The sequence below is a fragment of the uncultured Rothia sp. genome (genome assembly GCF_963555405.1).
Classification (GTDB): domain Bacteria; phylum Actinomycetota; class Actinomycetes; order Actinomycetales; family Micrococcaceae; genus Rothia.
Window position 1 is genome coordinate 73,692 of the sequence record NZ_CAUVVO010000006.1, and the last position, 26,668, is coordinate 100,359.

A 26,668-nucleotide genomic window follows, 5' to 3' on the forward strand; every position below is an offset into this window, starting at 1 on the left:
ACGCACACTAATACTTTACTCTGACCCGAGGCTCTTACCCGAGCTTGCTACCCGATTCGGCGGCGGCAGTCTCACGCTCGTGCTGAATCTTTTCACTCAGCGCGGCGCCCTCAACGTCCATATTCGGGGTGAGGCGGTCCAGCCACTTCGGCATCCACCACGCCTTATCGCCCAGCAGAGCCATAATCGCCGGGGTCAGCGTCATGCGGACAATAAACGCATCCACAAGCACGCCGAACGCCAGGCCAAAGCCCATCGGGCGAATCATGGTCGAATCAGCGAAAATAAAGCCACCAAACACCGAAATCATGATGATCGCGGCAGCCACCACCACACGCACCGCATGGTTATAGCCGGTTACGATGGCGGTCGCCGCGTCCTTGCCGTGCACGTACGCTTCACGCATGCCGGTCACCAGGAACATCTGGTAATCCATGGCAAGACCAAAAAGAATACCGATGAGCAGGGTCGGCAAGAACGACAGCACCGGGCCCGGATGGTCCACACCGAAGAAGGAGCTCATGAAGCCCAGCTGGTAGATGGACACCACGGCACCGAAGCTCGCCAGCACCGAGAAGAGGAAGCCCACCGAGGCAACCAGCGGAACCAGAATCGAGCGGAACACCAGAATCAGCACCAGGAAGGACAGGCCCATCACCACGCCCAGATACAGGGGCAGCTTCTGCGCGAGCACCTCGGAGACGTCGATATTGCCGCTGGTCTGGCCCGCGATGCCGAGAGACACCTCAGAGCCCTGAACCGGAACGGTTACGGCGCGCAGCTCGTGGACGAGCTCTTCAGTCTCCACGGAGCTTGCACTGTGGGCAGGAATCACCTGGAAAATCATGAGGGTACGGTCATCGGTCATGCCGCCGGGAACCACAGCCTGCACGTTCGAGCCACCGCGCTCCTTCACCGCAGAGGCGATATCAATCTGCGCCTGCTGAGCCTGCTCCTCGCTCATATTCGCGGGGGTGTGCGCAACCGCAACCAGCGGGGCGCTCATGCCCTCACCGAACTTGTCCTTGACCAGCGCGTAGGACTTATACGCGGCGCTATCGGAGGGGTAGTTCGAGGCATCCGGCAGGCCCAGACGCATCTGCGACATGGGTGCAGCAGCAACCAGCAGCGCCACAGTACCCACCACCAGGGTCAGCAGCGGACGCGCCAGCACGAGGCGCAACCAACCATTCGGTTTCTCGGTGCGTTCGGCATCCTGCGCGCGGCGCTCCTCAATTTTCTGTGGGGTGTCGATGGAAGCCCACAGCTTCTTCGACATAATCTTGGTACCCGCCAGGGACAGCACCGCCGGGGTGAGAGTCACCGCAATCAGGGCGGCAACAACCACGCAGAACGCGGCGGCATTACCCATCACGCCCAGGAACGGAATACCGGTCACGTTCAGCGCAACCAGCGCAATAATCACGGTGCTTGCCGCAAAAATCACGGCATTACCGCTCGTGCCGTTCGCCAGAGCAATCGCCTGGACCTTCGGCATGCCGTCGAACAGGTTCGTGCGGTAGCGGTTCAGGATGAACAGCGAATAGTCGATACCGACCGCCAGGCCGAGCATCAGGCCCAGGGTGTAGGCGGTCGAGCTCATCTGAATGATGGAAGACAGCGAGAGCGTGCCGAGCACACCCACCACCACGCCCACCAGGGACATGAGAATCGGCAGGCCGGCAGCCACAAGGGTGCCGAGCATGACCATCAGCACGATAAAGGCGATAACCATACCCGCAACCTCACCGGTGTGCGAGCCGCCGCCGAGCGCAGATTCGCTCAGGTTCGCGTCGAACTGGACGGTCGCCCCGTGCAGGTCCGCCGACTCAATATCGGACATGACCTTCTGCAGGTCAGCGGAGGGAACCTCAAAAATCTTCTTCTTAAACGAGACGGTCGCAATCGCCGTGGACTGATCCTCAGAGACCATACGGTAGCCGGCGGTGAAGTCGTACAGCTTCTGCTGACGCTTCAGCTGCTCACGCTGTGCGGGCAGCTCGCTTTCGGTCTTCTGCAGCTGGTTGCGCTGCTCGTCCAGCTTCTTCTTGCCCTCAGCCAGTTCGTCCTTCTTGGAGGCAATCTCTGCGCGGCCCGCATCGACCTGCTTCTGGCTCTCGGCGAGGGTGTCACGCTGCTGGTTGAGGGCGTTCTGCTGTTCGGTCAGCTGCGTCTGCTGGGCGTTGAGCTGATCCATCATCTCGGCGGGTGAGCCTACCGCCCCCGCCTGGGCGTAACCCTCCTTCAGCTGTGCCTGCGCGTCGTCAAGCTGCTTCTGCGCGTCATCCAGCTGCTTTCGACCCGCGGTAATCTGCGCCTGCGAGTCGTCGAGCTTCTTCTCACTGTCGGCAATCTGCTTGGTGCCGTCCTCAATCTGCGAGGCAGCAGCGTTCAGCTGCTTCTTGCCGTCCTCAATCTGGGAGGGGGCAGCGCCAATCTTGGTGTGCGCCTCGTCGAGCTGGTTTTTCGCCTCTACAAGCTTGGAGGTGGTGGTGAACGGGTCGGTGACCGCGTCCACGGAGGGCACCTCGGTGGTGAGCTTGTTCAGCGCGGTAGAGAATGCCTGCTTCTGTTCTTCGGTGAGGGCGGTGCCGTCACCTGTAGTGAGAATGATCTGACCGGAGCCGCGGTTGGCGCTCGGGAAGCGCTGTGCGAGCTCGTCGGAGAGCTGCTGGGTCTGCGTTCCGGGCATGGTGAAGGTGTTGCTGAGCTTGCCGTGGAACGCGGTGTAGGCACCCGCTACACCTGCAATGATGAGTGCCCAGGCGAGGATGACAGCCCAGGCACGGCGGGCGGCGGCTTCACCGATGCGGTAGAGCCATGTAGCCATGAATTATTCCTTTGAAGTTGAGTGAGCGAAGAGTTTGTGGTGTTGGGTGCGTGTGAGTACGGTGATTGCCCTGTTTTGCCACCCGCATGCTGAGGTGACGCCCCTGTTTTTGGGCAAAAAACACCCCGCTTCGGGCACCTGCAGGTGAGGTGCCCGAAGCGAGAGTTTTTGAGCGTGAACGCTATGGGGCTTAGCTTGCGAATTCGCCCTGGACCAGGCGGCCCAGGTAGTCGAGTGCCTCGAGTACGCACTGGCGCATTGCTTCGATGGCGAGTGCTTCGGGGTGGGTGTCTTCGGGGGCTTCCGCTGCGACCTTGGCGGTTACTTCTTCGGCGCGGGTGAGGTAGTAGTAGACGCCTTCACCGATGGTTTCGGAGAGGTTGGAGGCGAAGACTGCCACGCGCAGGTAGGGCAGGTCGGGGTATGCCTCGAGGTATCGCTCGAGGAAGATGTCGTAGGTGCGCTCGAGAATGACGTGCGAGTATTCTTCGAATTTTGCGGGGCTGTCCATTTCGAGGGCGTAGAGCAGGTGTGCGAAGGGTGCGATGTACTCTTCGAGGGTGTTGCTCATGAAGACGTTGCGGGCGATGGAGAGCATTTCAGCTTCCATGCTTGCGTTTTCGCCGGAGATGGTGAAGTCGCATTCTTCGAAGATGCGGTTGAAGTACTGGTTCATGCGGGTGACCAGCACGTCGTCCACGGAGGCGAAGTGGTTGAAGATGGTGCGGCGGGAGACGCCGGCGCGTTCTGCGAGTGCTTCTGCGTTGAGGGCGCCGTAGCCGCCCTCGAGGATGAGGGCTTCTGCTGCCTCAACGATTGCGATGCGGTTCTCTGCCTTGCGGGCGGAGCGCTTGTCCGTGATGTTTGCGGGGGATTCAACAAGATTAGCCATGTTTTTTACAATACGCGTATTGTTTCACCGGGGGTAACTATTTTGGGGTTAGATTGACCACATATTTGCACTCCAGGTAATAAACTTGAAGTGCAGATTTAATGTTTACTCAACAAGCAATTTAGTGTTTTGGCATGTCAAACCACTATAAAACCGCAAAAGCACAATAAAAGGGGAGCAGGGTGCACACACAGCACACCCCGCTCCCCCTCAAGCAGCCATTCACAGAGTGGACGCATGCAGACCAGACAGCAGGCCAGACGGCAGATTAGACGCCGAACTAGGCAACCGGCTGAAGACGCACATCCAGCGGCAGGCGCACTGTAAAGACCGTATGACCCGGCTGGCTCTGCACCTGAATCGAACCGCCGTGCGCCTGCACAATAGCCTGCACAATCGCCAAGCCCAGGCCGGTGGTTCCATCCGAGCCGGAGCGGGCCTTGTCGGCGCGGGTGAAGCGGTCAAAAATCTTCGGTAGGAACTCGGGTGCAATACCCGGGCCGTTATCGGTCACGGTGACCACAGCCTCGCGGCGTGCCGCGTCCACCGACAGGCCCGCGGTCACGCGCGTGCCCTCATCGGTGTGCTTGCGGGCGTTCGAGAGCAGGTTCAGAATCACGCGCTGAATCTGGGAGCGATCCGCCACCACTTCGACGGGCTCATCGGGCAGGTTCAGGTGCCATTCGTGGGTGCGGGCTGCCGCCTGCATATCCGAGGTACATTCGAGTACCAGCTCGGTCAGGTCAACCTGCTCCAGCTTGGGTTCGCGGCCCTCATCAAGGCGGGCGAGGGTCAGCAGGTCTTCCACGAGGCGGGACATACGCTCAGTCTGCGAGTCGATGCGCGCCAGGGAGGACTGGCCGGACTCACTGAGCGGTTCGGTCCAGCGGAGCATATCGGAGTAGCCCTTAATGGCGGCGAGGGGCGTGCGCAGCTCGTGGGATGCGTCCGCGATGAAGGCGCGAATCTGGTGCTCGGTGCGTTCACGCACTTCGAGGGCGGAGTTCACGTTATCCAGTAGCTGGTTGAGGGCGTAGCCCACCGCACCTACTTCGGTGCGCGGGTCGGAGTCACGCGGTTCCACGCGCACCGCCGAGGAGATGGTGTGTTCTTCCAGGTCCAGGTGCGCCACGTCGGTTGCTACGGCGGAGACTCGTTCTAGCGGCTTCATGGTGCCGCGAATAATGTAGGAGCCAGCCACACCGGCGCCGACCATTACGGCGATTGAACCGAGGGACACCACAATCACGAAAATAGTGAGGGTCTGCTGCACGTTGGCGAGCGGGATACCAACCACCTGCGCGTCAGCGGTACTGCTAGCCTTCGGGGTGATTTTCACGAGGTACAGACCGGATTCCAGTTTGACCTCTCGAACTTCTTCTTTGGTGGCGTTCAGCGCCATGGTTCCGAGGGTTACCTGGTCGTTAGCGGAGAGAGCCTGTACGGTGCCGTCTTTGGCGAGCTTGCTGGCGATTTCTACGGCACCTTCGGACTCAACACAGGTAATGATGGTTCCGGACGCCTGACCGGGTGCAAAGAGGGAGTTGCTCTTCTGCAGGTCACTACAGTCCACTTCTTCTCGTTTGCCATCTCGGGAGGTCGGCTGCACTACGCGGTGACTGGTTTCTTTGAGGTCGCTTTGCGCCTGCTGGTAGAGGGAGTTCTGCAGGGTCACATAGGTGGACAGGCCGATAATGAGGCAGGCGATGCCGAGGGCTGCCACGAGGATTGCGATGAGGCGCGAACGCAGGTGGGGTACGTAGCCCAGTTCTTCGGGGGATGCTTCGGGGTTCCTCATGCTCTTCCAGGCGGCGCGTAGGCGCACGAAGAAGTTCCCGCGGGAGGGTGTAGCACCATCCTGCGCGGGGGAACCCGCACGCAGGGGGCGGGTTGCTTCGTTATCCGGGGAGGCGGGTTCACCGGGTGAGTAGGAGCCCACGAGTATCCTTTCTTTCTATATTCGAAATACGGAATATAACTGATATGGCGCGGTATAACTGGGTGTTATACCGCGCCATATGAAGAGCAGAGAATAGAACTATACGGCGGGACGCAGCACGTAACCGGCACCGCGCACGGTGTGAATCATCGGTTCGCGGCCCACGTCAATCTTCTTACGCAGGTACGAGATGTACAGCTCTACGATATTCGCCTGGCCACCAAAATCGTAGTTCCAGACGTTGTCGAGAATCTGGCTCTTGGAGACCACGCGCTTCGCGTTCTCCATGAGGTAGCGCAACAGGTCGAACTGGGTTGCGGTGAGGTTGATCTGCTCGCCACCGCGGGTCACCTCGCGGGTGTCCTGGTTCAACACCAGGTCGCCCACAACCAGCTCGGCATCGTCAATGGCGGCAACGCCGGAGCGCTGCACCAGACGGTGCAGACGAATCATAACCTCTTCCATAGAGAAGGGCTTGGTCACATAGTCGTCCGCACCGGCGGCAAGGCCCTCAATACGGTTGTCGACCGAGTCCTTAGCGGTCAGGAAGAGGCAGGGAACCTCGGGGTAGAACTTACGGATACGGGAGAGCAGTTCCAGGCCGTCAAAGCCGGGCATCATAATATCCAGCACGAGCACGTCGGGTCGCCAATCGCGGGCAATCGCGAGCGCGGAGGGGCCGTCACCGGCGGACTGCACATCCCAGCCGATCATTTTCAGGCCCATGCTGACGAGTTCCTTGAGCATTTCCTCGTCGTCAACGACGAGGGCGCGGATGGGGCTGCCGTCCGGGTGCTCGAGGGCAGGAAGGTTCTTGGCGATTTCGGTTGCTTTACTGCTCATGTGGTTAAGAGTATCGCGATTTAGGGTTCACGGTGGGGCGGGAGCCGGTTTTCAGCCGCAAACTTATGGAATGCTTGCCCGCGTCACAGCTGGGGCACAGTTTCGCGCCGCCCATTATCCCAACCACGCGCGTTAACCCTTCAATACGGGTTCAATCTTTCGGTAAAATTTGTAGTAGCTTAGGTGATACTCAATCGCCTTTTATCGTTTCAGTGTGCCACCCCGACACAGGCGCCCCGACACCCGCAGAGGAGGACACATGCGCATTAGCCGTATTTATAACAATAATGTTGTCCTCACGGTGGATCATTTGGGCAAGGAGTCCGTGATGATTGGTCGCGGCATTGCCTTTGGTAAGCGTAAGGGTCAGCTGGTTGACCCGTCTGCGGTGGAGCAGACCTTTGTGCCTGAGAAGGGCATGTCCGGTGAGCGTTTGAGCATGACTCTTTCTGAGATTCCGGCGGATATTCTGTCGATTGCCACGCTTTTGGAGTCTAAGGTTCGCGCCGAGGGTGCGCTGGAGCTGTCGAATTCTTTTATTCTTCCGTTGGCTGATCACCTGCATTATGCGGTGGTTCGTGCGCGTGATGGGGTGCGGGTGGAGTACCCGCTGGCGCCGGAGGTGACTGTTCTTTATCCGCGCGAGGTGGAGTACGGCCGCACGGTTTTGGAAATGGTTCGCGAGCGCCTAAATGTTGAGCTGGACCCGAACGAGGCAATTCCCCTAGCGCTGCACCTGGTCAACGCGCAATTTGCGACGGCTGATATGTCTCAGGCGTTCCGTATGACTGAGGTTTTCGCGCAGGTTTTTGAAATCATCGAGGCGAGTTACGAGCGGAAGATTGACCCGGATTCGATGAGCGCGGCGCGTTTTGTGACGCACCTGCGGTACCTGTTTGTGCGGGCGAGCCGCGCCTCCGCGGAGTCGGCGGAGGATGCTGAGGATGAGGTGTCGCAGCCGAGCCTGTTGGCGGCTCTTCGTGCGGATGCGCCGCGCGCCTACGCGTGTGCACAGAAGGTTTTGTTGGTGCTGCAGATGCAGTTGAAGCAGAGCCTGACTCGTGATGAGCTGACGTATTTGACGATTCATATTGCGCGTCTGGCGCGGGATATGTGGGGCATTAACGCGTAGCGTATGCTCTGTAGGAAGCGACCGAGAACCCCCGGTCGCTTTTTCTATGCCCGAAGTCTCAGTGCAGGGAGGCGCCGCCGGGCGGAACGTGGCCGTTAAAGGTGAGCTGCTATTTATATATACAACCTGTCACTAAAATGCCGTTTTCCCGGGTTTTCTTTCGCGCGTTAGCGCGTCGATTTGAATTTTGAAATGACGCTTTATAACAGCGCATTCCGAAAATACCATTCTGTGGACAGACCACAGACAAATGTTGGTTTTTATATAAATCCCACATCTTTTTGACTCATGCAGCCATTTTTTGCTCGGTATTTTCTTTGTAAATCTTTTTCCCGCGCTCTTGTGATCCACATATTCCACGTCAAACACCTCGTCCACCCACCTACAAGACGCCAACATTCCCGAATTTTCGCGAGAATAACGTCTTCCCCTTCGTATGGACAAGCATTTTTCGGTGTTCTGTTTAAATTTTTTACACCCTGGCAATAAATACGTGTTTTGACATCAAAAACCCATATTCCAACACCGATAAAAATGTCACAAGAACCTAAAGTGTGCATGCTCAGAAAAAACCCACAAAACACAAAAACAACGTGTTACTATCTGAGAATTATGAGGCCCTTCACGGGACCTATACACACCATGTCACGAAAACGAGAGGACCACTATGGTCACTATCATTGTGGCGGCACACGGCGAGTCGGCTCCGGCTCTGCTGAAGACCGCCGGCATGATCCTCGGTAACTTCGAAAACGTCCACCCGGTCACGTTCCTGCCGGGTCAGGGCCCCGAAGATCTCGTCGAAGAGTACACCCGCATCGTTGAGGCGTCCGAAGCAGAAGAAACCCTGCTGCTGGTCGACCTCTTCGGCGGTAGCCCCTACAACGCCGGTGCGCAGTTCGCAGCCACCCGCGAGGGCGTCGACGTCGTCTCCGGTGTCAACGTACCGATGCTTATTGAGGTCATCTCCGGCGTAGGCCGTAAGAACGCAACCCTCAAGTCCCTGGTCGCCAAGGCACACAAGGCTGGCACTAAGGGTATTCGCTCCTTCCAGGAGGCGAACCAGCCCGCAGCCGCCAAGCCCGCCGAGGCGAAGCCCGCAGAGACCAAGGCGGTCGAAGTTCCGGCTGCTCAGCAGGTTCCCGGCGGCACCATGGACGCTATCTTCACCCGCATCGACTCCCGCCTGATTCACGGTCAGGTGGCAGGCACCTGGGTTCCCCATATCGCACCGCAGACCTTCATCGCGGCATCCGATAATGCGGCACACGATCCGCTGCGCAAGTCCCTGCTGCTACAGGTCGCACCGACCAGCGTGAAGACCAACGTCCTGGACATCGCTAAGGCGGGCCGCGTGTACAACAACCCCAAGTACACCGGCATGAAGACCATGTTCGTCGTGGAATCCCCCGTTGACGTGGTGCGACTGCTCGACGAAGGCGTCAAGATCAACGAAGTGAACGTTGGTGGCGTCACCTTCAAGACCGGCATGGTTCAGCTTTCGGACGCAGTGTACGCCTCCGAGGAGCACCTGGAAGCCTACCGCGAACTCATTAGGCGCGGTGTGAAGCTGACGGTGCAGCAGCTGCCCAACCACTCCCCGGTTGATTTGGAAAAGATCCTCAAGCAGAAAGGCCTGGACGCATGAGCGCCCTGACGTTTATTCTCGTTGTTCTCGTGGCGTTCATTGCGGGCGTCGCATCCGTGGTGGACGAGCGTCAGTTCCACCGCCCCCTGGTCGCTTGTACCCTGATGGGTTTTGCGCTGGGTGACCCGACTACCGGCATTATGCTCGGTGGCGCACTTGAGCTCATCGCCCTGGGCTGGATGAATGTTGGTGCCGCTATGGCTCCCGACTCGGCTCTGGCGTCCACCATCTCCGCTATTGTTGTGATTCAGGGTCACCAGGACATCACCACCGGTATTGCTATTGCTGTGCCGCTGGCTGCAGCAGGTCAGGTTCTGACCATTTTCGTTCGTACCATTACGGTGTTCTTCCAGCATCAGGCGGATAATTTCGCGAAGACGGCGAACTTCCGCGGTATTGAGCTGATGCACCTCAGCGGTATGGCTCTGCAGGGTCTGCGCGTTGCTATCCCGACTGCTATTGTGGCTCTGATTAGCTCCGAAGAGCTGACCCGCCTGCTGGGCATGATTCCGGAACAGGTAACCATTGGTCTGCGTATTGCCGGTGGCATGATTACCGTGGTCGGTTTCGCAATGGTCATCAACATGATGCGTTCGAAGGCTCTCATGCCCTTCTTCTTCCTCGGTTTCATTGCCGCTGCCGCCATCCCGGCAACCCAGTCGATTGTGCCTCTTGCCGGCGGAAAGCCCGAGGATGTCCTGGTGGCACTGTCCACCCCGGCACAATTCAACCTGGTTGCTATCGGTATTGTGGGCGCCTGCCTAGGTCTGCTGTACACCCAGCTGAACCCGCTCTTCCATAAGAGCGAGGCACCCGCCGCAGCACCGGCAGCCGCAGCAAACGACCTCGATAACGAGCTCGAGTAAGGAGCATCATCATGACTGAGAACAAGAACGTCGAGCTCGTTGAAGTTCCCGAGCTCACCCAGCGCGATAAGGTCGAAACCTACATTCGCTCCACTTTCCTGCTTGGTTCGTTCAACTTTGAGCGTATGCAGTCCATCGGTTTCGCGGTTTCCATGATTCCGGCTATTAAGCGCTTCTACACCAAGAAGGAAGACCAGGCGGAGGCGCTGACCCGCCACCTGGAGTTCTTCAACACCCAGCCGTGGGTTGCATCCTCGATTATGGGTGTGACCGCTGCAATGGAGCGTGAGAAGGCAGCAGGTAAGGACATTGACGAGGCCGCTATCACCAACGTGAAGGTGGGCCTGATGGGCCCGCTGGCTGGTGTGGGCGACCCGATTTACTGGGGTACCGCACGTATTGTGCTGGCTGCTCTGGGTGCTTCCCTGGCGGTGACCGGTAATATTCTGGGCCCGCTGCTGTTCTTCTTTGGTCTGACCGCGATTCGCTGGGCGACCCGCTGGTACGGCTTCAAGTACGGTTACGAGAAGGGTACCCAGATTGTGACTGAGGCGGGCGGTAACACCCTGCAGAAGATCACTCAGGGTGCGTCCGTGATGGGTCTGTTCGTGATGGGTGCGCTGGTGTACCGCTGGACGAGCGTGAACATTCCGTTGCCGCTAACCAGCTACAAGAACCAGGCTGGCGCGATGGTGGATGTGACCGTTCAGTCGGTGCTGAACGATCTGCTACCGGGCCTTGCGTCGCTGGGTCTGTGCTTCCTGTGCATGTGGCTGCTGAAGAAGAAGGTCAACGCTATCTGGTTGATTTTCGCTCTGTTTGCCGTGGGTATCCTCGGTTCGTACCTGGGCTTCCTGGCCCTCTAAAAATCTGAGGGATGAGCCCTTTCACCCTTCAGCGAAGGCGTGAGATTCAGGGGCTTGTCTCAAGTGGTGGGGGTGTGGTCGGTACACTTGAAGTACCGGCGGCACCCCCGTTTTTCATGGGCGTTTTCTATCGGTTGCGGCGCACAATTCGCGGCAATGCAGCCCTCCCGCAAAGGAGTTTCTATGACCAAGTTGATGGCTTTCGACCTGGACGGCACGATCCTGTTTAACCGTGCCGTAGAGCCTGCCAATGAGCAGGCGATTGCCCGCTGGCAGGCGGAGGGTAACCTGGCGGTCTCGTGCACGGGCAAGAGCATTTTTGCTACTCAGCTGGCGTTGAACCCGACCGCCATCCGCTTTGACTACCACGTGCTGTACACGGGTGCGGTGATTACCGACCGGGAGTACCGGGTGATTTACCATCAGCCTCTTCCGGTGAGTGTTGTGCAGGCGTGCTACGAGCATTTCAGCACCGTGGACGGCGTGGCGCTGTTCGCTACGACCCTGGATAACGATTACAGCCTCTGCGACCGGGTGGGCTCCTCGACGAATATCCTGCCGGAGTTCACTCCCCTGCCGGCTGATGACCTGCAGAACCACGAGTACGTGGGTGTACCCCTGTGGATTCCGGATGCGCAGGTCCGCGAGGCGGCGTACACCTGGATTCTGGAGCGTTTTGGTGATTCGGTGGACTGCCACAAGAACCAGGACTTCCTGGATATTGTGCCGCCCGCCTGCACGAAGGGCACCGGTCTGCAGCATCTGGTGGAGTACCTGCAGTCGGAGCATCCGGGTAGCTCCTATGAGGTGCATACGATTGGTGATTCGTGGAACGATATCGACATGCACCGCTACGCTGACCGTTCGGCGTCGTTCAGCTACTCCCCCGATGAGGTTAAGGCTGTCACCACCGATTGTGTGGATAAGGCGTACGAGTTTATTGAGGCTTCCCTGTAGAAGCTGCCGAGGCGGCGGTGCAGCGAGCGCGGAGCTTGCCAGTCCGCCTCCGCGGACTCGCCGCTTCTCTCGCGCGTGCTCGCCGCCTACTCCCCCGTTTCACGTGAAACACCCGCTTTCCCGTTACTCCCCGTGTATCCCCGTGAGGTTTCTATGTGCCCTTCCGCTTCTCAGCCCAGCAAGAATCAGTCACAGAAGAGCCAGCAGGCCGAGCCTGCTCAGTCCTACGACCCGTCCAGCTTCTCTGACACCTTCCGCGCTATGGCGCGTGAATCACTCGTGAAGAATCAGAAGAACCAACCGGACTCCCCCATCGTCTCGATTTCTCCGGTGCTGATTGTTTTGGGTGCCATTGCGGCGGCACTGTACGGGCTGTGGCAGAGCTGGGCGTGCCTCATTCCGCTGATGCTGATTCTGGTGCTCATGTGGATCCGCTACACGATGCAGCGTCAGGCGCTCAACGATTTCGCGGAGCTGGAGGCGGCACGCACCGCATGGAAGAAGACCCGCGACCGCCAGTACCTGGAGCTGATGGCGGCGCAGTCGGAACGCATCCTGGATGAGAATAAGGCGCTGACCAAGCAGGCTCGCGCGCATGTGCAGGAGTACGCGGATTTCGCGGCGCAGAAGCTGGGTACTCAGCGCTAAAGACCCCGCTCGCCACCCCTCCTCCCCCAAAAGACAAAAGTATTCGACGAGCGTTAGTCAAAATAAATATGCAAGCACAGCAAAAGACCGTAACCACTCCCCTGTACGGGGGGCGGTTACGGTCTTTTATTCACGTCAGATAATCTCTGCGGGGGTCTTTTACGTCTTAGGGGGTTACACCCTAGTTGGTCTTCTGCGCGGGTGCTTCAACGGGCTCTTCTGCGGCTTCCTCGACGGACTCCGCAGATCCTTCGTCTGCGCTGTCAGTAGCCGGGGCCTCGTCCAATCGCTGCACCACAGCGGGGCGGTCATCAAAGCCGCGGCGGGTGCCTCGGGCAGCCTTCGCCTCCATGGTGTACAGCTGCTCACGATTCGTCAGCACCACCAGGGTCATGGCGTTCAAGCAGACACCCACAATGCACAGAATCCAGCCGATCAGCATGAACCGACCACCGGAAAGCACCGCGCCGGAAAGCATCAGGGCAACAGAAACCAGGTACGCCGGGGAAAGCAAAAACTTCGTATTCACTACCGACCTACCTAGCGTGCGTTGGAGCGGGGCTTGGGGGCACGACCCGAACGGGGACGCGAGGGCAGAACGCTCATACGGCCGGGGGCACGATCAACAATCGGCTGAGATTCGGTGGGCTCTTCCTCGCGGACCTCTGCAGCTTCAGCGGGCTCGGTCGCCTCAACGGTCTCAACGGATTCAGCGGGAGCTACTTCCTGGTCAGCCTGCGCCGCAGCATCGTGCTCGACTACCTCATGCTCAGCAGCTTCACGCTCTTCACGGCGGTGCTCCGAGCGCTCGCGGATACGGTTCTCAACGGAGGACTCGATGCCGTCCAGGTTGGCAACCAGTGCGGGGGTCGGGTCGCCCTTCGCCTTACCCACGGACAGCACAAAGGCAAGGACGTTCAGACCCAACGCAAGAATCAGAAGGATCCAGCCGAGCCACAGGAGCCAGGGGTTGGAGGTTCCGATCAAGAGCGCGCCGCAAAAAATCACGCCGAGGGAGGTCAGGTACGCAGGCGAGAGAGTCTTGAAATCCATGTCTACTTTCAATGTGTTTGTGAGTTTGAGAGAGCTAACGTTCGGTTCTCATTTTAGGTGATAGTTGAGGCTTAATCTGCTTCTGCCCTTGTCTATCGCCTGTGAGCTAAAGACCAACGGGCTTATCTCGGTGGCGTAGGCAGGGGCAGAAACGTAACATTCATGCACGCGGTGCAGGTACCGGCTAGGACGTGGGGGTTACCTCGTTGGTGACCAGAGGCGAGGCGGGCGCGTTTTCCACCACGGGGATTGCGCGGGTGCTCAGGGTGCCCTGGTGCTTCTTCCAGAGGTTGTAGCGTTCCATGGCGACCGCGCCGGCGGTCATGGCGGGAAGAATGAACATGCCGGAGGAGCGGATGCTTTCTGCCTGCGCCAGGATGTCCAGCTTACGCACCACGCGGGTCACGTCGTGGGAGTCGTAACGGTCCTGAGCAGAAATAACCTCGTTTTGCGCGGCGACGAGGGCGGCATCGCGCAGGCGCACGAAGTCGTTCCTCTTGTCCTTAATCTTCTCCATGTGCTGCTTGTATTCTTCGGGCAGCGCCTCGCTGATTTCGTCGCGGCGGGTAATGGCGGAGCACATTTCCTTCACGCGGGCGTAGGTCTCAGGATCGGTGGTTGCCTTCGCTTCTGCCTGCAGCGCCTCGAGGGCTGCAACCTGCGCGATCTTGAGCAGTTCGGGTACGGCGGTTTCTTCTTCATGATTGGCACGCACGCCAAGGACCTTCACGAGCATGGGCAGGGTCAGGCCGGGTAGCACGAGGGTGAAGAAGAGCACGGAGAGCATCATGACGATGGCGTCCTGGCGGACCTGTTCGGTGCCGTTGACCACGGGGATGGACAGGGCAAGAATCAGGGTCACGAGGCCTCGCATGCCGGACCAGGTCATGATGATAACTTCGGCGAAGCTTTCGGGGGCACCCTCGTGGATGGGGTTCTTGCGTCCTGCCAGCCAGACGATGGTGAACCAGATGAGGCGCACCAGGATGGCGACCAGTGCGACCAGTGCACCATCAACAAAGAGGCCTGCGGTACGGGAGGGGTCGGCGGTGGCGATGATGCTACTTGCCTGCAGGCCGATGAGGCCGAAGGCGACACCGGTCATGAGCAGCTCAATAATCTGCCAGAAGGAGGTGGAGGAGAGGCGTTCTTCCGCTTCGAGTGCCGCCATGTATTTGGTGCTGGTGAACTGGATAGCGCCGATGACCACGGCAATAACGCCGGAGGCATGCACGCTTTCAGCAGCGAGGTAGGCGCCGAAGGGGATCACGAGGGTCACGGCGTTGCTGGTGACCACGTCGTGGGCGCGCTGGCGAACGTAGCCGCCGAGCCAGCCGAAGATGTAACCAATAATGACCGCGAGGATCGAGCCGAGCACGAAGTCTTTAGCGACCGAGAGCGGCTCGATGTGGTGGTCGCTGGTCATGGAGTGGATTGCGGCGTGGAAGAGAACGATTGCGATAGCGTCGTTGAAGCTACCTTCGGTCTGCAGGGTGCCGATGAGGCGGCGGGGGATGCCGACGGGCTCAGCGACTGCTTCCACGGCGACGGGGTCGGGCGGGGAGACGGCGGCACCGACGGCAAGGGCGACGGCGATGGTCATGCCGGGGACCCACCACATGGCTGCGCCGGCAATTGCCAGGGCAGAGACGGTGGTGAGAAGGACCGAGTAGAGCAGTACGGATCTCCAGCGGCGGCGCAGGGTGCCCCAGGAGAATTTAACGCCGATGGCCCACAGTAGCGGCGGAAGGAAGATCGGCAGGATGATGTCGCTGTCGATGGTGATGTCCGGTCGGTTGGGGATGAAGAGCGCGGCAGCGCCGAGCAGGGTCATCATGACCGGCCAGGGCAGGTTGAGTCGATCACCGACGCTGACCATGAATACGGTCGCGAGCAGGATGATGACGATAACGGAGAGGTAAAGCATTGGTCCGGTGTTGTTCCTTTCGCGCGGCTAGGATTAGTCGGCTACGTCTTTCTACTCTACCGGAGGGGTTCATTCCGTTTTTCGGATATGGGGGTTCTGCGGCGTTTATTCTGGCATTGTTTACCTCTGAGCCTAATGCTTTGTGTGGAATATAGAGTTTTCCCCTGAATAACCCTACTATTCAGCAAGGTATTCAGGGGAAAATTCTATATTTGGAATATATGGCTTGGGGCAAGAACCCCTAGCAGGTTACTTGGAACCGCAACCGCCAGCACCACAGCCGCAACCACCGGCGGGAGCTTCCTCAACGACCGGTTCGGGCTCGTCGTGACCGCCGCAGCAACCACCCTGTTCTTCCTTCGGCTTATCGTGGCCACCGCAGCAGCCACCGCCGCTGTGAGAGTGACCGTGAGGCTCAGCGGGAGCTTCAGCGGAGGAACCGCATCCGCCCGAGCCGCAGCCACAACCACCAGCGGAAGGTGCCGGCTCCTCGTGGCTACCGCAGCCACCCGAACCGCAACCGCATCCGCCGCCGTCAACCGAGCCACAGGCGGAGCCGCGTGCGTCGCGGTGACCCATGAGGTCCACGCCGAGGTCGGAGAGGTAGCGCAGGTAGCCTGCGAGGGCGTCACGTCCAGCGGTACCGGAAATGACGATGCCGCCGTGGCGCAGAGCCTTGAGCACCTCGTTGACCATGGGCCACTGCTCAATGTCGTCGGTAATGGTGATGGCGCTGACCACGTGCATTGCGAGGGAGGTCAGCGAGCGCAGGGACTGCTCGTAGCCTTCGGGCAGGTGAATGACCTTGGCAGGTGCCGCCAGGCGCAGGATGGACAGCACGCGCATCAGCATCATGGGTACTGCATTTTCGGGCAGCAGTACGGTCACGCCGATGGCGGAGGATTCAGCAATACGTTCGATGGTTGCCGCGAGTTCTTCGGAGTCAATATCGCGGGAGATATCCAGTACCTCGTAGGAGTCCACGGCGATGGAGCGGGTGCCCAGTGCGTCGGCGAGTGCTTCATCTTCGGTGTGGATCGCAATCATGTTGCGGAATTCGTTGCGGCGCACGACGGAGGCTGCCTCGATGAGGGCGAAGTCCTGGCCTTCACCATCCACGAGGAGGGTGTGGATTTCTTCGCGGTTGAGGCCTTCGCCTGCAGTGGCGCGCTCGATTAGTTCAGAAAATGCATTGCTCATACCGAATATTAAACACCCCCTTTTGCCCTGTGTGCCCGCGAGGTTTACCTGTCTTGGCGGTTTTGGGCGGTTTAAGACGCGATTTTATGCCGAGAGCGTGGGCGTCTGCTTTTTTCTGCGTGTACTGGAGGGTTTTCGGTGGTAAAAGTGCTCGTGAAACGCGAAACGTTCGCTCTGTGTGAGTGAGAATCAACATTCATTTTTGCGCTTCTCCCGCGTATTTATGGGGTTTTTGTTTGCCGTGGGGTGCATCTTGCTCACGATACAGATTTGAACACCCTAAAATGAAAGGGTGGTACTTTCCCGTGAAAAGATTCTAGATACCGCCTACGAGGTCTTGGCGACCTACGGTTTGGCGGACCTTTCCATGCGCCGACTCGCTCAGGAGCTTCACGTGGCTCCCGGTGCCCTGTACTACCACGTGAAGAATAAGCAGCAGCTTCTGATTCTGCTGGCGGATTACATTCTGGCTCGTGCCCCGAAGTCGATGTCTGAGGAGGCTGAGGCGAATCCGGAGGCTATTCGCGCTTCGATGATTCGCCGCGGCGATACGCTGTTTTCCTTGCTCTACCCGATTCGTGAGTGCCCTGAGGTGGTGCGTTTGAGTTTGATTCTGCACCCACGTGAGTTGAAGCCGGTGGTGGCGATGGCTCATGAGTTCCAGGCTCTTGGTTTGGGTCATGCGGAGGCTCTTCGTCGTGCTCGTTTGTTGACTCATATTGCATTGAGCCTGGTGGAGGAGTATCAGACTCTGCCGCTGATTTCTCCGCAGGAGGCTGTGGCGAGTGGCGATGTTCCTCTGATTGAGAATGCGTTTAACCGCTACCGCCAGGATTTGCTCTCTGCGATTGATTCGATGATGGTGGTGCAGGAGCCTTATACGCAGGATGCGTAATCACCTTCTTTTGGTTTATTAGTTATGTATGGTGCCCCGTGCCCCCTGTGTGGGGGTGCGGGGCTTTTGCGTGCGTTGCGTACCTCTCCCCTGCCGCGTGCTGAAACTGGTGCGGATTGAAACTGGTGCGGTTTGGCGGCTGAGTCGATGTTCCTTGGTACTCTGCTTTAGTCTAGAGGGGACACGTGCTTGTGCTGATACCTGCGGGTATCTGGTGCGAGTGGGGTGTCGTTTATGTCTTAGTGCCCTGTTGGGCTTTATCAGAGGTGTTCCATGTCGATGACCGCTACCGCCCAGTGGGCGGCTCTTCCGGACCATAGCGCGGAGATTGCGCGTGTGCGTGAGGAGTTTATTACTGCGTATGGTTATGAGCCGGATGGTGTGTGGTCTGCGCCTGGGCGTCTGAATCTTTTGGGCGAGTACATTGATTTTTTGGGTGGCTCGTGTCTGCCGATGCCGTTGCCGTACCGCACCTATGTGGCGGGTGCGTTGCGTCGTGATGGTGTGTTGCGCGCGGCTTCTTTACAGATGCCCGGCGATGAGCGCACGGTCGTGATTCGCGATATTCAGCCGGGTCATTTGAAGGGCTGGTTCACCTATGTGGCGGGTGTTGCGTGGGCGATGAATCAGGAGGGCGGCAGGGACATTATGCTGCCCGATGAGTTTGGTGCTGACCTGCTGATTAATTCTCGTGTTCCGGTGGGTGGCGGTTTGTCGTCTTCGGCGGCTTTGGAGTGTTCGACGGCGTTGGCATTGTTGGAGCTCTCGTGTCCGGTGCGTGAGGAGTGCCCACAGGCGGATGCTACCCCGGCTGATAGTGATGCGTTGCGTGCGCGTCTGGCTCAGGTGTGTATTACGGCTGAGAATAAGATGGCTGGCGCGCATACGGGTGGCCTGGATCAGACGGCGTCGTTGCGTTCGTATCCGGAGCAGGCTCTGGTGGTTGATTTCCGTGATTTTTCGATTGAGCCGGTTGCGGTGGATATTGCTCAGCATGGCCTGAGTTTTTTGGTGATTGATACGAACACTCCGCATGAGCTGACGGATGGTGGTTTTGCGGCTCGTCGTGCGGCGTCTGAGGCGTGCGCTGATGCTTTGGGTCTGCGTTTTTTGCGTGATGCCCTACCGGAGGACCTGTCGTGTGCGGGTATGGATGCGCGTGCTGCGAAGGCGTGGCGTGCTGATTTGGTGGATTCTTCGGTGAATCGTGCCTTGGACGCTCTGGAGGACGCGGGTCGTCCGTGTTCGTTCCCGCGTGGTTGGGTGCGTCATGCGTTCCACGATATGACTCTGGTGGGTCGTGCGAGCTATCTGTTGCAGCATGCTGATGAGCTTGGTTTCGCGGCATTTGAGGAGGCGGGCCGTATTTTCACGGAGTCGTTTGTGTCGATGCGCGATGAGTTGTGTGTTTCTCGCCCGGAGATTGATGATGCGGTGCAGGTGTGCCTGGATCAGGGTGCGCTGGGCGCTCGTATTGTGGGTGGCGGTTTTGGTGGCGCGGTGATGGCGCTGATTCCGACTTCCCAGCTGGAGGCTGCTGCGGATGCGGTGGCGACCACCTATGCGGTGCGCGGCTATGCGGCGCCTCGTTTTTTGCCGATGGTTGCTGGTTTTGCGGCGTCTCATGATTGGTCGGCGGGTGCGGATCCTACGGATATTCCGGTGTTTTAGGGGGTCCCGTAGGGCCGTCATAAAGCGTCGGGGTGTCATACGGGTGTATTTTTGGGGTTTTGAACAATATTCATAGCTGGAAGTTTCCTGCGAGTTTCTGCAAAAATCCTCCGTGCAACGCCCCCAATAACGCACTGATAAGCCACGATTCTTTGGTCGTTGATCAAAAGCTTCGCCTCGTTTCCTGAGAGTGGTTTTTCTTGTCCTCGCGGGTATGTACACTTATCGACGGACGCAATCCGTGAGCTGTAAAGTTTCGATGCGCATAGTCCGGCATATGGATAGCATCTACACTGGGTTCGACCGTCACATACAAGCCCAGCTTGCAGGTTTCGTCCACCAAAGCATCACACTCCAGTTTTCTGCCCATCCGGGCAGGCCCCTCACCCAGAGTGAGGCTTTAGAGCGCGAAAGCGCAGAAAGGAGGCCCCCGTGGGCTTCGATATCAAGGGCACCGTTGAGCAGGGCCTCGACAAGGCTCAGGAAGTCATCAACGAGAAGGCTGGCAAGGAGGTCGTCACCGACGAGCACGTTGCCAAGGTTGAAGAGGTCGTGACTGACAACGTCTCCAAGCTGACCGAGAAGTTCGGCAAGTAAGGCGACAGCCTCCCTTTGGATTGGCGCCCTACCTCGCCTCCTCATGGGGTAGGGCGCCATTCCCCTGGGTTTGCATTACAGGCTTTCACTCAACATCTCTCTCGAATATATGGGGCGTTCTGCCCCGCCTGGGTTCTTTCACTCACTGACTCACTCGGCATATTGCTCAGCTTCTGCTACCGCCGGGTAGCCTGTTTTCACTCTTCTTTTACTCTTACTCAGCACAAGTGCTCGCGCTTTCTCGCGAACTGTATACGCCCCGCATCATTGGTCCGGCAACCGTGGTGTGGGGCGTATGCCGTTAATGCGCGGGTGAAGACTTCTGGCGAGTACACCGCAGGCTGGAGGCGCGCCACGGAGGTTCGCCGTATGAGGACCTCTCCCCCGCCCCTGCACGCTCAGCTATGCTTGATATGTCAACTTATTGAGCTGCGGCCCTCAGGCAGGTTTTAGCGCCTCCTGCAGACCGCGGAGCACCCTGTTTATGGAGGAACTATGTTTGAACGTCAGCAGTCCGATCAGCAGAAGGCACGCGAGGTCATGAAGGATGGCGGCGTCGTCATTTACTGGCGCCCCGGCTGCCCTTACTGCGAGGCTCTGGATTCTAAGCTGGGCGAGCTGGGCGACCACGCTACCTGGGTTAACATTTGGGAGGATCCGCAGGCTGAGGCACACGTGAAGTCCCTGAACGACGGCAACGCGACCGTCCCCACCGTGGACACCGGCGACACCCACTTTGTGGTCGCTGACCTGGTGAGCCGCAACAAGGTGAAGAAGCTGATTGAGAACACCCTCAACGCTGGCGGCGAGGCGTAAGATGGCTCGCCCGGCGCTGAACCGCGATACGACGGTTTGCATTTCTCTGTCCGGTCGCCCGTCGAATCACGGCATTAAGTTCCACAACTACCTGTACGAGAAGCACGGTCTGGATTACCTGTACAAGGCGATGACCACCACCGATATTGAGGGCGCTATCGCCGGCGTGCGTGCTCTGGGTATTCGTGGCTGCTCGGTGTCGATGCCGTTCAAGCAGGCTGTTATCCCGCTGATGGACGATATGGACCACTCGGCGGCGGTCATTGGTGCGGTGAACACGATTGTGAACACTGACGGCTTCTTGAAGGCGTACAACACGGATGTGATTGCGGTGGCTTCCCTGTTGCGTTCGCATAACGTGGATCCGTCGCTGCCGTTCCTGCTGCGCGGTTCGGGCGGTATGGCTGCGGCTGTGGCTGGCGCGTTCTTTGACGCGGGCTTCTCGCAGGGCATGATTATTGCCCGCAACGAGGAGACCGGCCGCGCGCTGGCTGAGCGTTACGAGTACGCGTGGGCGCCGGAGGTGGGTAACCTGCGTGCACCGATTCTGGTGAACGTGACCCCGATTGGCATGGCTGGCGGTGAGGAGAGCGAGGAGCTGTCCTACCCCGAAGAGGCTATTGCTGAGGCTCAGGTGGTCTTTGACGTGGTGGCGATGCCCGTTGAGACTCCGCTGATTCGTGCGGCTCGCACGGCGGGTAAGGAAGTTATTCACGGCGGTGAGGTGATTGCTCTGCAGGCTGCTGAGCAGTTCCGCCTGTACACCGGCGTGGAGCTTACTCCCGAGGAGGTTGAGGAGGCGGAGGCTCAGGCGAACTAGGTTCGCGCCCGCTGCTTCTTCGCCCCGTGAGGGGCTCGATACGTGAAAGTGCCCGGAAGGTTGATCCTTCCGGGCACTTTTTGTTGTATCCGGCGCTTCGCGCCGAAATTTTTTGTAATTACACACATCCTGGTATTTAAGGTTTTCCACATCTGTGGAGAAATCTGGGGAAAACTCTTACACCCGTGTAATTCACCCCGTGTAATTCGGTTGTTTTAGCCTGTATCCACAGGTTTTTAACATGTACTCACACTCGTGGAATTACACGAATGTAGTTATACACAGTGTGGAAAACTGCTGTGGATAACGTGTCTCTGCACCGGATTTCCGCGGTTTTCCAGGCTTAATACCTGCCGTTGAGCCACTGCTGCGGGCTCTGCGGCGGCGGATTCGAGGACTCGGGTTTCTTCACGAACGGGATAATCAGCAGGGTTGCTAGTGCGCCGCTGACAAGACCGCCAAAGTGTCCCGCGAGGGAAATATGCGGGTGGAAGAGGCTCTGCACCACATCAATGCCGATGAGTAGCATAAAGAGGCGTGCTGTGTCCTTTTGCCTCCTGAGAAGCAGAATCACGAAGAAGGCACCATAGAGGCCATACACACCGCCTGAGGCACCCACGGTGCGACTGTAGTAGTCGAAGATATACACGCTGAAGCCAGCGCCCAGGGTAGCAGCCATATATACGAAGAGGAACTTCCAACGCCCCATCATTCGTTCGAGAGATACACCGAAGATGAAGAGGTAAATCATGTTCCACACCAGGTGCATCGGGTCATTCTGCGAGTGCAAAAAACCGTGCGTGATCAAGCGGTAGTACTCACCGCGGTGAACACTGGGACCCGACATCGCGCCGAGGTTGTACACCCAACGGAATGGAATGATCTGTTGCAGACCGTACACCACGACGTTAATCAGAATGAGCGTGTACGTAATATGCCAGTGCCGGGCGATGAAGGAACGCGTCGGGCTCGAGGCGAATCCATTTAGGTCACGGTAGCAGTCGGGGCATACTACACCCGCGCCCTGCGCCGTCTGGCATTCGCCGCAGACGGTGCGGTTGCAGCGCCCACACTGGGCGTAGCTAACGCGGTCGGGGTGGTTGACGCAGACCGTGGGGCTCTGCCCGTAATTCATGTAGTTGGGAAAGTTCTCCACTGCCTCTCCAAAGATTTTCGTGCCGGATTTTCCGAAGATTTTTCACGTATTTTCAGGCTTAGTACCTGCCGTTTTGCCATTGCTGCGGGCTCTGCTGCTGAGGAGGCTCGGGCTTATCCACAAGCGGGACAAACAGCAGTGTCAACAGCACACCACCGACAAAACCACCCGCATGGCATGCGTGGGAGATATTCGAGGGGGTCAGAATGCTATAGATGATGTTCGGGGCAGTAATCATGACGAACACTCGTGCGGTGTCCTTCTGCTTCCTGATGATTAGCAGGGTCAAGAAAGAGCCCATGAGGCCGAATAGACCACCGGAGGCACCCACCACGCTGGTGTCAGACGCCAGCACGTACACGCCGAGGGCGCCGAAGACGATAGAGCCCAGGTACACGAGGAGGAACTTCCAGCGCCCCATCATGCGTTCGAGGGACACACCGTAGATGAAGAGGTTAATCATGTTCCACACCAGGTGCATCGGGTCGTTCTGCATATGCAGAAAACCGTAGCTGATGATGCGGTAGTACTCGCCATGCTGGACGTAGGGCCACCAGATGTTGCCATGCCTAACCACCCATTCATTGGGAATGATCTGCTGCAGACCGTACATCGCGACGTTAATCAGAATGAGCGTGTACGTAATGTGCCAGTGGCGCGCCAGGAATGAGCCCTGTGCTTTCGAACCTTGCGCCTTCGAGCTGCCGCCCGTGAGGTCGCGGTAGCAGTCGGGGCAGACCATGCCCACATCCAGCGCTACCTGGCATTCGCCGCAGACGGTGCGGTTGCAGCGCTTGCACTGGGCGTAGCTAACGCGGTTGGGGTGGTTGACGCAGACGGTGGGAGTCTGCCCGTAGCCTGCGTAGTTGGGAAAGTTCTCCACTGAACCTCCAGGGGTTGTGTACAGGATTATCCGAAGGTGGTGTGCGGGGGATGGCGCGCGTGGGCATATAAGCGCAGGGACCCACCGGAAGAATCCTGGCGGGCCCCTGAACTATACGTGTTTTCTCAACACCTTCAGCAGAATGCTCGTATGAGCCTTCCGATGGGGTTTATTAGAGCTTTTCGATGTCGATCGAGGAGATGACAACGTCCTTGACCGGGCGGTCCTGGAAGCCGGTCTCAACGCTCTCAATAGCGTCAACAACCTTCTTGGATGCCTCGTCGGTAACCTCACCGAAGATGGTGTGGCGACCGTTCAGCCAGGGGGTCTCAACGGTGGTGATGAAGAACTGAGAACCGTTGGTGCCGGGGCCTGCGTTAGCCATTGCCAGCAGGTAGGGCTTGGAGAAGGAGAGCTCGGGGTGAATCTCGTCCTTGAACTGGTAGCCGGGGCCGCCAACGCCCATGCCCAGGGGGTCGCCACCCTGAATCATGAAGTCCTTGATGATGCGGTGGAACACGACGTCCTTGTACAGGGGGGTGTTCATGATTTCACCGGTGCGGGGGTGCTTCCACTGACGGGAGCCGTCAGCGAGGCCGATGAAGTTCTCAACAGTCAGCGGTGCGTGGTTGCCGAAGAGCTCGACGACGATGTCACCGTAGTTGGTGTGGATAGTTGCCTTAGCAGTTGCATTAGTCATGGCTCTATTGTGGCACGGGGCGGCGCTCATTCGCCATCTAACATGTTTTTTCGCCCCGGGCGCACCGTTGGGCGGGCTTTTTGGGCGGGAATTGAATATCCTGAGAGGTGAACACTACGCGCGCTGCGGCGTTTTCTGGCCGCTGGCGCATTTCAACCGATGGAGGTCACCCCATGTTCTGCTGCAAGAAGCGCAAGGCACGCAAGGCTGCTAAGGCTCAGGCTGTTGTCTCTTCCCTGGCTGCTGTTGAGTCCGCGCTGGAAGGCAAGACCGCTGAGATGTTCGCTGAGAAGCTGACCGGCAACAAGAAGGCTCTGAAGAAGGCTCGTAAGGCTACCGCGAAGACCGTTCGCGCCGCTGAGAAGGAACTGGCTCGTATTGAGCGTAACGGCGGCAAGCGCCCCCGTAAGGGCCTGGCATTCCTGGGCCTGCTGGTTGCTCTGGGTGTTGCAGGCGCAGCAGCTTACAACGCAGCTCGTCCCGTGGAGGATCCCTGGAAGAACGCATAAGCGTGTTTCCCCGTATCTTTTTCTCTAAGGCTTTCTGAGGCGCCGCTGGCGGCGTGAGGGAGCGCTTTATGAAAGATAGCCGCCCGCTAGAGTGTAATGCTCTGGCGGGCGGCTATTGTTTTGGGTGCTTTTCTCGTTTGTTGGAGGGGGAGTTGCGGCTGTAGTGCTGAATCTCCCTGATATACCCCAGACACCTGATATACCCAGACATATTCCCGGATATACAAAGAACCCCATGTCTTTCGACATGGGGTTCTCGGTTCAAAAATAAACCGGCGATGACCTACTCTCCCACACCCACAAAAGTGCAGTACCATCGGCGCGAAGAGTCTTAGCTTCTGGGTTCGGAATGGAACCAGGCGTTTCCCTCTTGCTATAATCACCGGAAAGTGGAGGCGAGGGGACTCGAACCCCTAACCCTCTGCTTGCAAAGCAGATGCGCTACCAATTGCGCCACGCCCCCGCGGTGCTCTACTAGTCTATAACACCTTTTGTAGCTTTACCAAATCCTCGGGCACATTTTTTTAGTTAGACCCATCACACCCCGAGAGGGTTAGGAAATAACCTCGCCCGGCACCGTCGCCTCACGCTTCGTCAGAGCCTGCAGCGGACCGCTCACTTCCTGCAGATACTTACGAACCGCGGTGCGTTGCGCCTCCTTCGCGGACTCTTCCTTCGATTCCGGCGCCTTGAATCCCAGCTTGAACGCGTCCCACTGGCTCGCCGAGGGGTACTTTTCACGGGCGTTCCACACCAGCGAGAACGACGCCAGGGTATTTAGTTCCTTTCTCGTGGCGGCCTTCGACAGCACATCAGCAACCGTTGCCACGCGCGAAGACTCCGCAACACTCACCGAGATTTTCGACTGCGCGCCCGAGGGCAGGGTCAGCGCCTTATCCGGAGCCAACTGAATATTCAGGTGAATCTGCTGCACCTGCTCGTTCTTCAGATCCAGCTCAGCCAGCGCACGGAAGCGCTTCATCAGGGACTCATAGTTCTCATCAATCACAACGGCGTTCAGGCGCAGCTCATCCGCCAGCAGACTCACCTGAGCGTAGCTCGCATTAGTACCCAGTGCCGCATTGGCAGTCAGCACCTTCAGCCACTGCTCTTCCTTCAGAGTTGCCGAATCATTGACGCGCAGCGGGCTCACCGGCGCATCCGTGGCGGTGTTGGCAACGTTCTGCGGGTCATTCGCCGAGTCCACGCCACCGTAGGTGACGCTCAGCCGGTGCAAAGAACCGTAGACAGACAGGTTCGTCAGAGCCGTAGCTGCCGCCGTCAAATCGGCTTGTGCCGCCTCCGTGAGGGAGAAAGAACCCACCAGACGCAGATCCTGCTCAGTACGCCCCTGACCCACATAGATGCGCCCCAGCGACTCAATCTTCAGGTAGCGGGTATCAATATTCTCGCGAACCAGACGCTCACGACGCGCCAGCAGCTTCTCGTTTGAAACCACCACCGCAGCGTCCTCACCCAGAACACCGGTGGCGGCAATCTGCGGCATCGCGGCAAGCACCCCGGCGGCAGCAATCACGCCACCGGTCAGAAGCAGGGAACGGCGAGGAACCACGAGGCGGCGCGCCTGCTCGGCAATAGCCTCTTTAGCGACATCTACGCGGGTTGAAGAGCTCTTAGCGGAGGATTCCTCAGTGGCGACGGATGCCGCCTCAGAAACGCCCTGAGAGGGTTCTTGAGTGGACGTAAGGTGAGAGTTCTCGGGTTCAGGAGTAGGTGAAGAAGACACAGAATCTCCATGATGTAGGGCGAGCACAAAGCTCGCCATTAGTTTGAGGGAGTGAGTCTCTCTAGGATACCGC

The 26,668-nt window shown here is 58.5% G+C and carries 24 protein-coding genes, 1 tRNA gene and 1 rRNA gene; 12 read left to right on the forward strand and 14 right to left on the reverse strand.

Annotated features, from left to right (window positions below; all coding sequences use genetic code 11):
* Positions 1-34 precede the first annotated feature (34 nt).
* From RWL87_RS05595 to RWL87_RS05610, 4 genes are all read right to left on the reverse strand, one after another.
* Positions 35-2,830, reverse strand: coding sequence for an MMPL family transporter (locus tag RWL87_RS05595; RefSeq protein ID WP_313969196.1), 2,796 nt, complete (start codon positions 2,828-2,830; stop codon positions 35-37).
* 190 nt (positions 2,831-3,020) lie between these two features.
* On the reverse strand, positions 3,021-3,722 hold the full coding sequence (locus tag RWL87_RS05600; RefSeq protein ID WP_313969197.1) for a TetR/AcrR family transcriptional regulator: 702 nt from the start codon (positions 3,720-3,722) through the stop codon (positions 3,021-3,023).
* A 280-nt stretch (positions 3,723-4,002) separates the two neighbouring features.
* A complete protein-coding gene (locus RWL87_RS05605) occupies positions 4,003-5,661 on the reverse strand; it encodes a HAMP domain-containing sensor histidine kinase (protein ID WP_313969198.1) in 1,659 nt (552 codons plus the stop codon).
* 99 nt (positions 5,662-5,760) lie between these two features.
* Complete coding sequence (locus tag RWL87_RS05610) at positions 5,761-6,504, reverse strand: response regulator transcription factor (protein WP_049345979.1); 744 nt, start codon at positions 6,502-6,504, stop codon at positions 5,761-5,763.
* Between the two features lie 259 nt (positions 6,505-6,763).
* Between RWL87_RS05610 and RWL87_RS05615 the strand changes: the two genes are divergently transcribed.
* The 6 genes from RWL87_RS05615 (at position 6,764) to RWL87_RS05640 (ending at position 12,621) form a co-directional block, all read left to right on the forward strand.
* Positions 6,764-7,636: a PRD domain-containing protein gene (locus RWL87_RS05615; protein ID WP_313969199.1), complete on the forward strand. Its 873-nt coding sequence runs from the start codon at positions 6,764-6,766 to the stop codon at positions 7,634-7,636.
* A gap of 667 nt (positions 7,637-8,303) precedes the next feature.
* On the forward strand, positions 8,304-9,284 hold the full coding sequence (locus tag RWL87_RS05620; protein WP_313969200.1) for a mannose/fructose/sorbose PTS transporter subunit IIA: 981 nt from the start codon (positions 8,304-8,306) through the stop codon (positions 9,282-9,284).
* On the forward strand, positions 9,281-10,150 hold the full coding sequence (locus tag RWL87_RS05625; RefSeq protein WP_311452037.1) for a PTS mannose/fructose/sorbose transporter subunit IIC: 870 nt from the start codon (positions 9,281-9,283) through the stop codon (positions 10,148-10,150). The genes RWL87_RS05620 and RWL87_RS05625 overlap by 4 nt, the downstream gene beginning before the upstream one ends.
* 11 nt (positions 10,151-10,161) lie before the next feature.
* The gene (locus RWL87_RS05630) at positions 10,162-11,016 is read left to right on the forward strand and encodes a PTS system mannose/fructose/sorbose family transporter subunit IID (protein ID WP_070684746.1); all 855 of its coding nucleotides are present in this window, start codon (positions 10,162-10,164) and stop codon (positions 11,014-11,016) included.
* Between the two features lie 183 nt (positions 11,017-11,199).
* On the forward strand, positions 11,200-11,973 hold the full coding sequence (locus tag RWL87_RS05635) for an HAD-IIB family hydrolase (protein WP_049338641.1): 774 nt from the start codon (positions 11,200-11,202) through the stop codon (positions 11,971-11,973).
* A gap of 153 nt (positions 11,974-12,126) precedes the next feature.
* Complete coding sequence (locus RWL87_RS05640; RefSeq protein ID WP_193388460.1) at positions 12,127-12,621, forward strand: hypothetical protein; 495 nt, start codon at positions 12,127-12,129, stop codon at positions 12,619-12,621.
* 181 nt (positions 12,622-12,802) lie between these two features.
* Here the strand turns inward: RWL87_RS05640 and RWL87_RS05645 are convergent, their stop codons facing one another.
* The 4 genes from RWL87_RS05645 to RWL87_RS05660 form a co-directional block, all read right to left on the reverse strand.
* Positions 12,803-13,150: a hypothetical protein gene (locus RWL87_RS05645; protein ID WP_005507997.1), complete on the reverse strand. Its 348-nt coding sequence runs from the start codon at positions 13,148-13,150 to the stop codon at positions 12,803-12,805.
* Positions 13,151-13,161: 11 nt separating this feature from the next.
* Positions 13,162-13,674: a hypothetical protein gene (locus RWL87_RS05650; RefSeq protein WP_102033638.1), complete on the reverse strand. Its 513-nt coding sequence runs from the start codon at positions 13,672-13,674 to the stop codon at positions 13,162-13,164.
* Positions 13,675-13,858: 184 nt separating this feature from the next.
* A complete protein-coding gene (locus tag RWL87_RS05655) occupies positions 13,859-15,601 on the reverse strand; it encodes a sodium:proton antiporter (RefSeq protein ID WP_311450129.1) in 1,743 nt (580 codons plus the stop codon).
* A gap of 249 nt (positions 15,602-15,850) precedes the next feature.
* A complete protein-coding gene (locus RWL87_RS05660; protein ID WP_313969201.1) occupies positions 15,851-16,801 on the reverse strand; it encodes a biotin synthase in 951 nt (316 codons plus the stop codon).
* A gap of 292 nt (positions 16,802-17,093) precedes the next feature.
* Here RWL87_RS05660 and RWL87_RS05665 point away from each other — a divergent pair, with 292 nt between their 5' ends.
* From RWL87_RS05665 to RWL87_RS05685, 5 genes are all read left to right on the forward strand, one after another.
* Positions 17,094-17,696 carry a TetR family transcriptional regulator gene (locus tag RWL87_RS05665; protein ID WP_313969202.1) on the forward strand — a complete coding sequence of 201 codons (603 nt, stop codon included), beginning with the start codon at positions 17,094-17,096 and terminating at the stop codon, positions 17,694-17,696.
* 273 nt (positions 17,697-17,969) lie between these two features.
* On the forward strand, positions 17,970-19,367 hold the full coding sequence (locus tag RWL87_RS05670) for a galactokinase family protein (protein ID WP_313969203.1): 1,398 nt from the start codon (positions 17,970-17,972) through the stop codon (positions 19,365-19,367).
* A gap of 432 nt (positions 19,368-19,799) precedes the next feature.
* Positions 19,800-19,964: a ribosome recycling factor gene (locus tag RWL87_RS05675; RefSeq protein WP_070634683.1), complete on the forward strand. Its 165-nt coding sequence runs from the start codon at positions 19,800-19,802 to the stop codon at positions 19,962-19,964.
* A gap of 495 nt (positions 19,965-20,459) precedes the next feature.
* Positions 20,460-20,780 carry a glutaredoxin domain-containing protein gene (locus RWL87_RS05680; protein ID WP_005508005.1) on the forward strand — a complete coding sequence of 107 codons (321 nt, stop codon included), beginning with the start codon at positions 20,460-20,462 and terminating at the stop codon, positions 20,778-20,780.
* A gap of 1 nt (position 20,781) precedes the next feature.
* Entirely contained in the window at positions 20,782-21,600 is an 819-nt protein-coding gene (locus RWL87_RS05685) for a shikimate 5-dehydrogenase (RefSeq protein WP_313969221.1), read from the forward strand.
* 343 nt (positions 21,601-21,943) lie between these two features.
* Here RWL87_RS05685 and RWL87_RS05690 read toward each other — a convergent pair whose 3' ends face one another.
* From RWL87_RS05690 to RWL87_RS05700, 3 genes are all read right to left on the reverse strand, one after another.
* Positions 21,944-22,756, reverse strand: coding sequence for a rhomboid family intramembrane serine protease (locus RWL87_RS05690; RefSeq protein WP_005504123.1), 813 nt, complete (start codon positions 22,754-22,756; stop codon positions 21,944-21,946).
* Positions 22,757-22,814: 58 nt separating this feature from the next.
* On the reverse strand, positions 22,815-23,639 hold the full coding sequence (locus RWL87_RS05695) for a rhomboid family intramembrane serine protease (protein ID WP_049338659.1): 825 nt from the start codon (positions 23,637-23,639) through the stop codon (positions 22,815-22,817).
* Between the two features lie 172 nt (positions 23,640-23,811).
* Positions 23,812-24,339 (reverse strand): peptidylprolyl isomerase, encoded by a 528-nt coding sequence (locus RWL87_RS05700; RefSeq protein WP_049352247.1) that lies wholly within the window; start codon positions 24,337-24,339, stop codon positions 23,812-23,814.
* Positions 24,340-24,512: 173 nt separating this feature from the next.
* Here RWL87_RS05700 and RWL87_RS05705 point away from each other — a divergent pair, with 173 nt between their 5' ends.
* Positions 24,513-24,848 (forward strand): hypothetical protein, encoded by a 336-nt coding sequence (locus tag RWL87_RS05705; RefSeq protein ID WP_049345994.1) that lies wholly within the window; start codon positions 24,513-24,515, stop codon positions 24,846-24,848.
* A gap of 270 nt (positions 24,849-25,118) precedes the next feature.
* Here the strand turns inward: RWL87_RS05705 and rrf are convergent.
* The 3 genes from rrf to RWL87_RS05720 all read right to left on the reverse strand — a co-directional run bounded on the left by rrf (position 25,119) and on the right by RWL87_RS05720 (position 26,595).
* Positions 25,119-25,235 (reverse strand): 5S ribosomal RNA (rrf, locus tag RWL87_RS05710).
* A 3-nt stretch (positions 25,236-25,238) separates the two neighbouring features.
* Positions 25,239-25,311: transfer RNA gene (locus RWL87_RS05715), tRNA-Ala, on the reverse strand.
* 90 nt (positions 25,312-25,401) lie between these two features.
* Positions 25,402-26,595 carry an acetamidase gene (locus tag RWL87_RS05720; RefSeq protein WP_313969204.1) on the reverse strand — a complete coding sequence of 398 codons (1,194 nt, stop codon included), beginning with the start codon at positions 26,593-26,595 and terminating at the stop codon, positions 25,402-25,404.
* Positions 26,596-26,668 lie beyond the last annotated feature (73 nt).

Bases quoted from the DNA above. Each gene is read 5' to 3' on its own strand.
- RWL87_RS05625 (WP_311452037.1), top strand. From the start codon at position 9,281: ATGAGCGCCCTGACGTTTATTCTCGTTGTTCTCGTGGCGTTCATTGCG.
- RWL87_RS05670 (WP_313969203.1), top strand. From the start codon at position 17,970: ATGTCGATGACCGCTACCGCCCAGTGGGCGGCTCTTCCGGACCATAGC.
- RWL87_RS05595 (WP_313969196.1), bottom strand. From the start codon at position 2,830: ATGGCTACATGGCTCTACCGCATCGGTGAAGCCGCCGCCCGCCGTGCC.
- RWL87_RS05600 (WP_313969197.1), bottom strand. From the start codon at position 3,722: ATGGCTAATCTTGTTGAATCCCCCGCAAACATCACGGACAAGCGCTCC.
- RWL87_RS05650 (WP_102033638.1), bottom strand. From the start codon at position 13,674: ATGGATTTCAAGACTCTCTCGCCTGCGTACCTGACCTCCCTCGGCGTG.
- RWL87_RS05700 (WP_049352247.1), bottom strand. From the start codon at position 24,339: ATGACTAATGCAACTGCTAAGGCAACTATCCACACCAACTACGGTGAC.
- RWL87_RS05620 (WP_313969200.1), top strand. From the start codon at position 8,304: ATGGTCACTATCATTGTGGCGGCACACGGCGAGTCGGCTCCGGCTCTG.
- RWL87_RS05655 (WP_311450129.1), bottom strand. From the start codon at position 15,601: ATGCTTTACCTCTCCGTTATCGTCATCATCCTGCTCGCGACCGTATTC.
- RWL87_RS05705 (WP_049345994.1), top strand. From the start codon at position 24,513: ATGTTCTGCTGCAAGAAGCGCAAGGCACGCAAGGCTGCTAAGGCTCAG.
- RWL87_RS05635 (WP_049338641.1), top strand. From the start codon at position 11,200: ATGACCAAGTTGATGGCTTTCGACCTGGACGGCACGATCCTGTTTAAC.
- RWL87_RS05680 (WP_005508005.1), top strand. From the start codon at position 20,460: ATGTTTGAACGTCAGCAGTCCGATCAGCAGAAGGCACGCGAGGTCATG.
- RWL87_RS05630 (WP_070684746.1), top strand. From the start codon at position 10,162: ATGACTGAGAACAAGAACGTCGAGCTCGTTGAAGTTCCCGAGCTCACC.
- RWL87_RS05640 (WP_193388460.1), top strand. From the start codon at position 12,127: ATGTGCCCTTCCGCTTCTCAGCCCAGCAAGAATCAGTCACAGAAGAGC.
- RWL87_RS05615 (WP_313969199.1), top strand. From the start codon at position 6,764: ATGCGCATTAGCCGTATTTATAACAATAATGTTGTCCTCACGGTGGAT.
- RWL87_RS05610 (WP_049345979.1), bottom strand. From the start codon at position 6,504: ATGAGCAGTAAAGCAACCGAAATCGCCAAGAACCTTCCTGCCCTCGAG.
- RWL87_RS05660 (WP_313969201.1), bottom strand. From the start codon at position 16,801: ATGAGCAATGCATTTTCTGAACTAATCGAGCGCGCCACTGCAGGCGAA.
- RWL87_RS05685 (WP_313969221.1), top strand. From the start codon at position 20,782: ATGGCTCGCCCGGCGCTGAACCGCGATACGACGGTTTGCATTTCTCTG.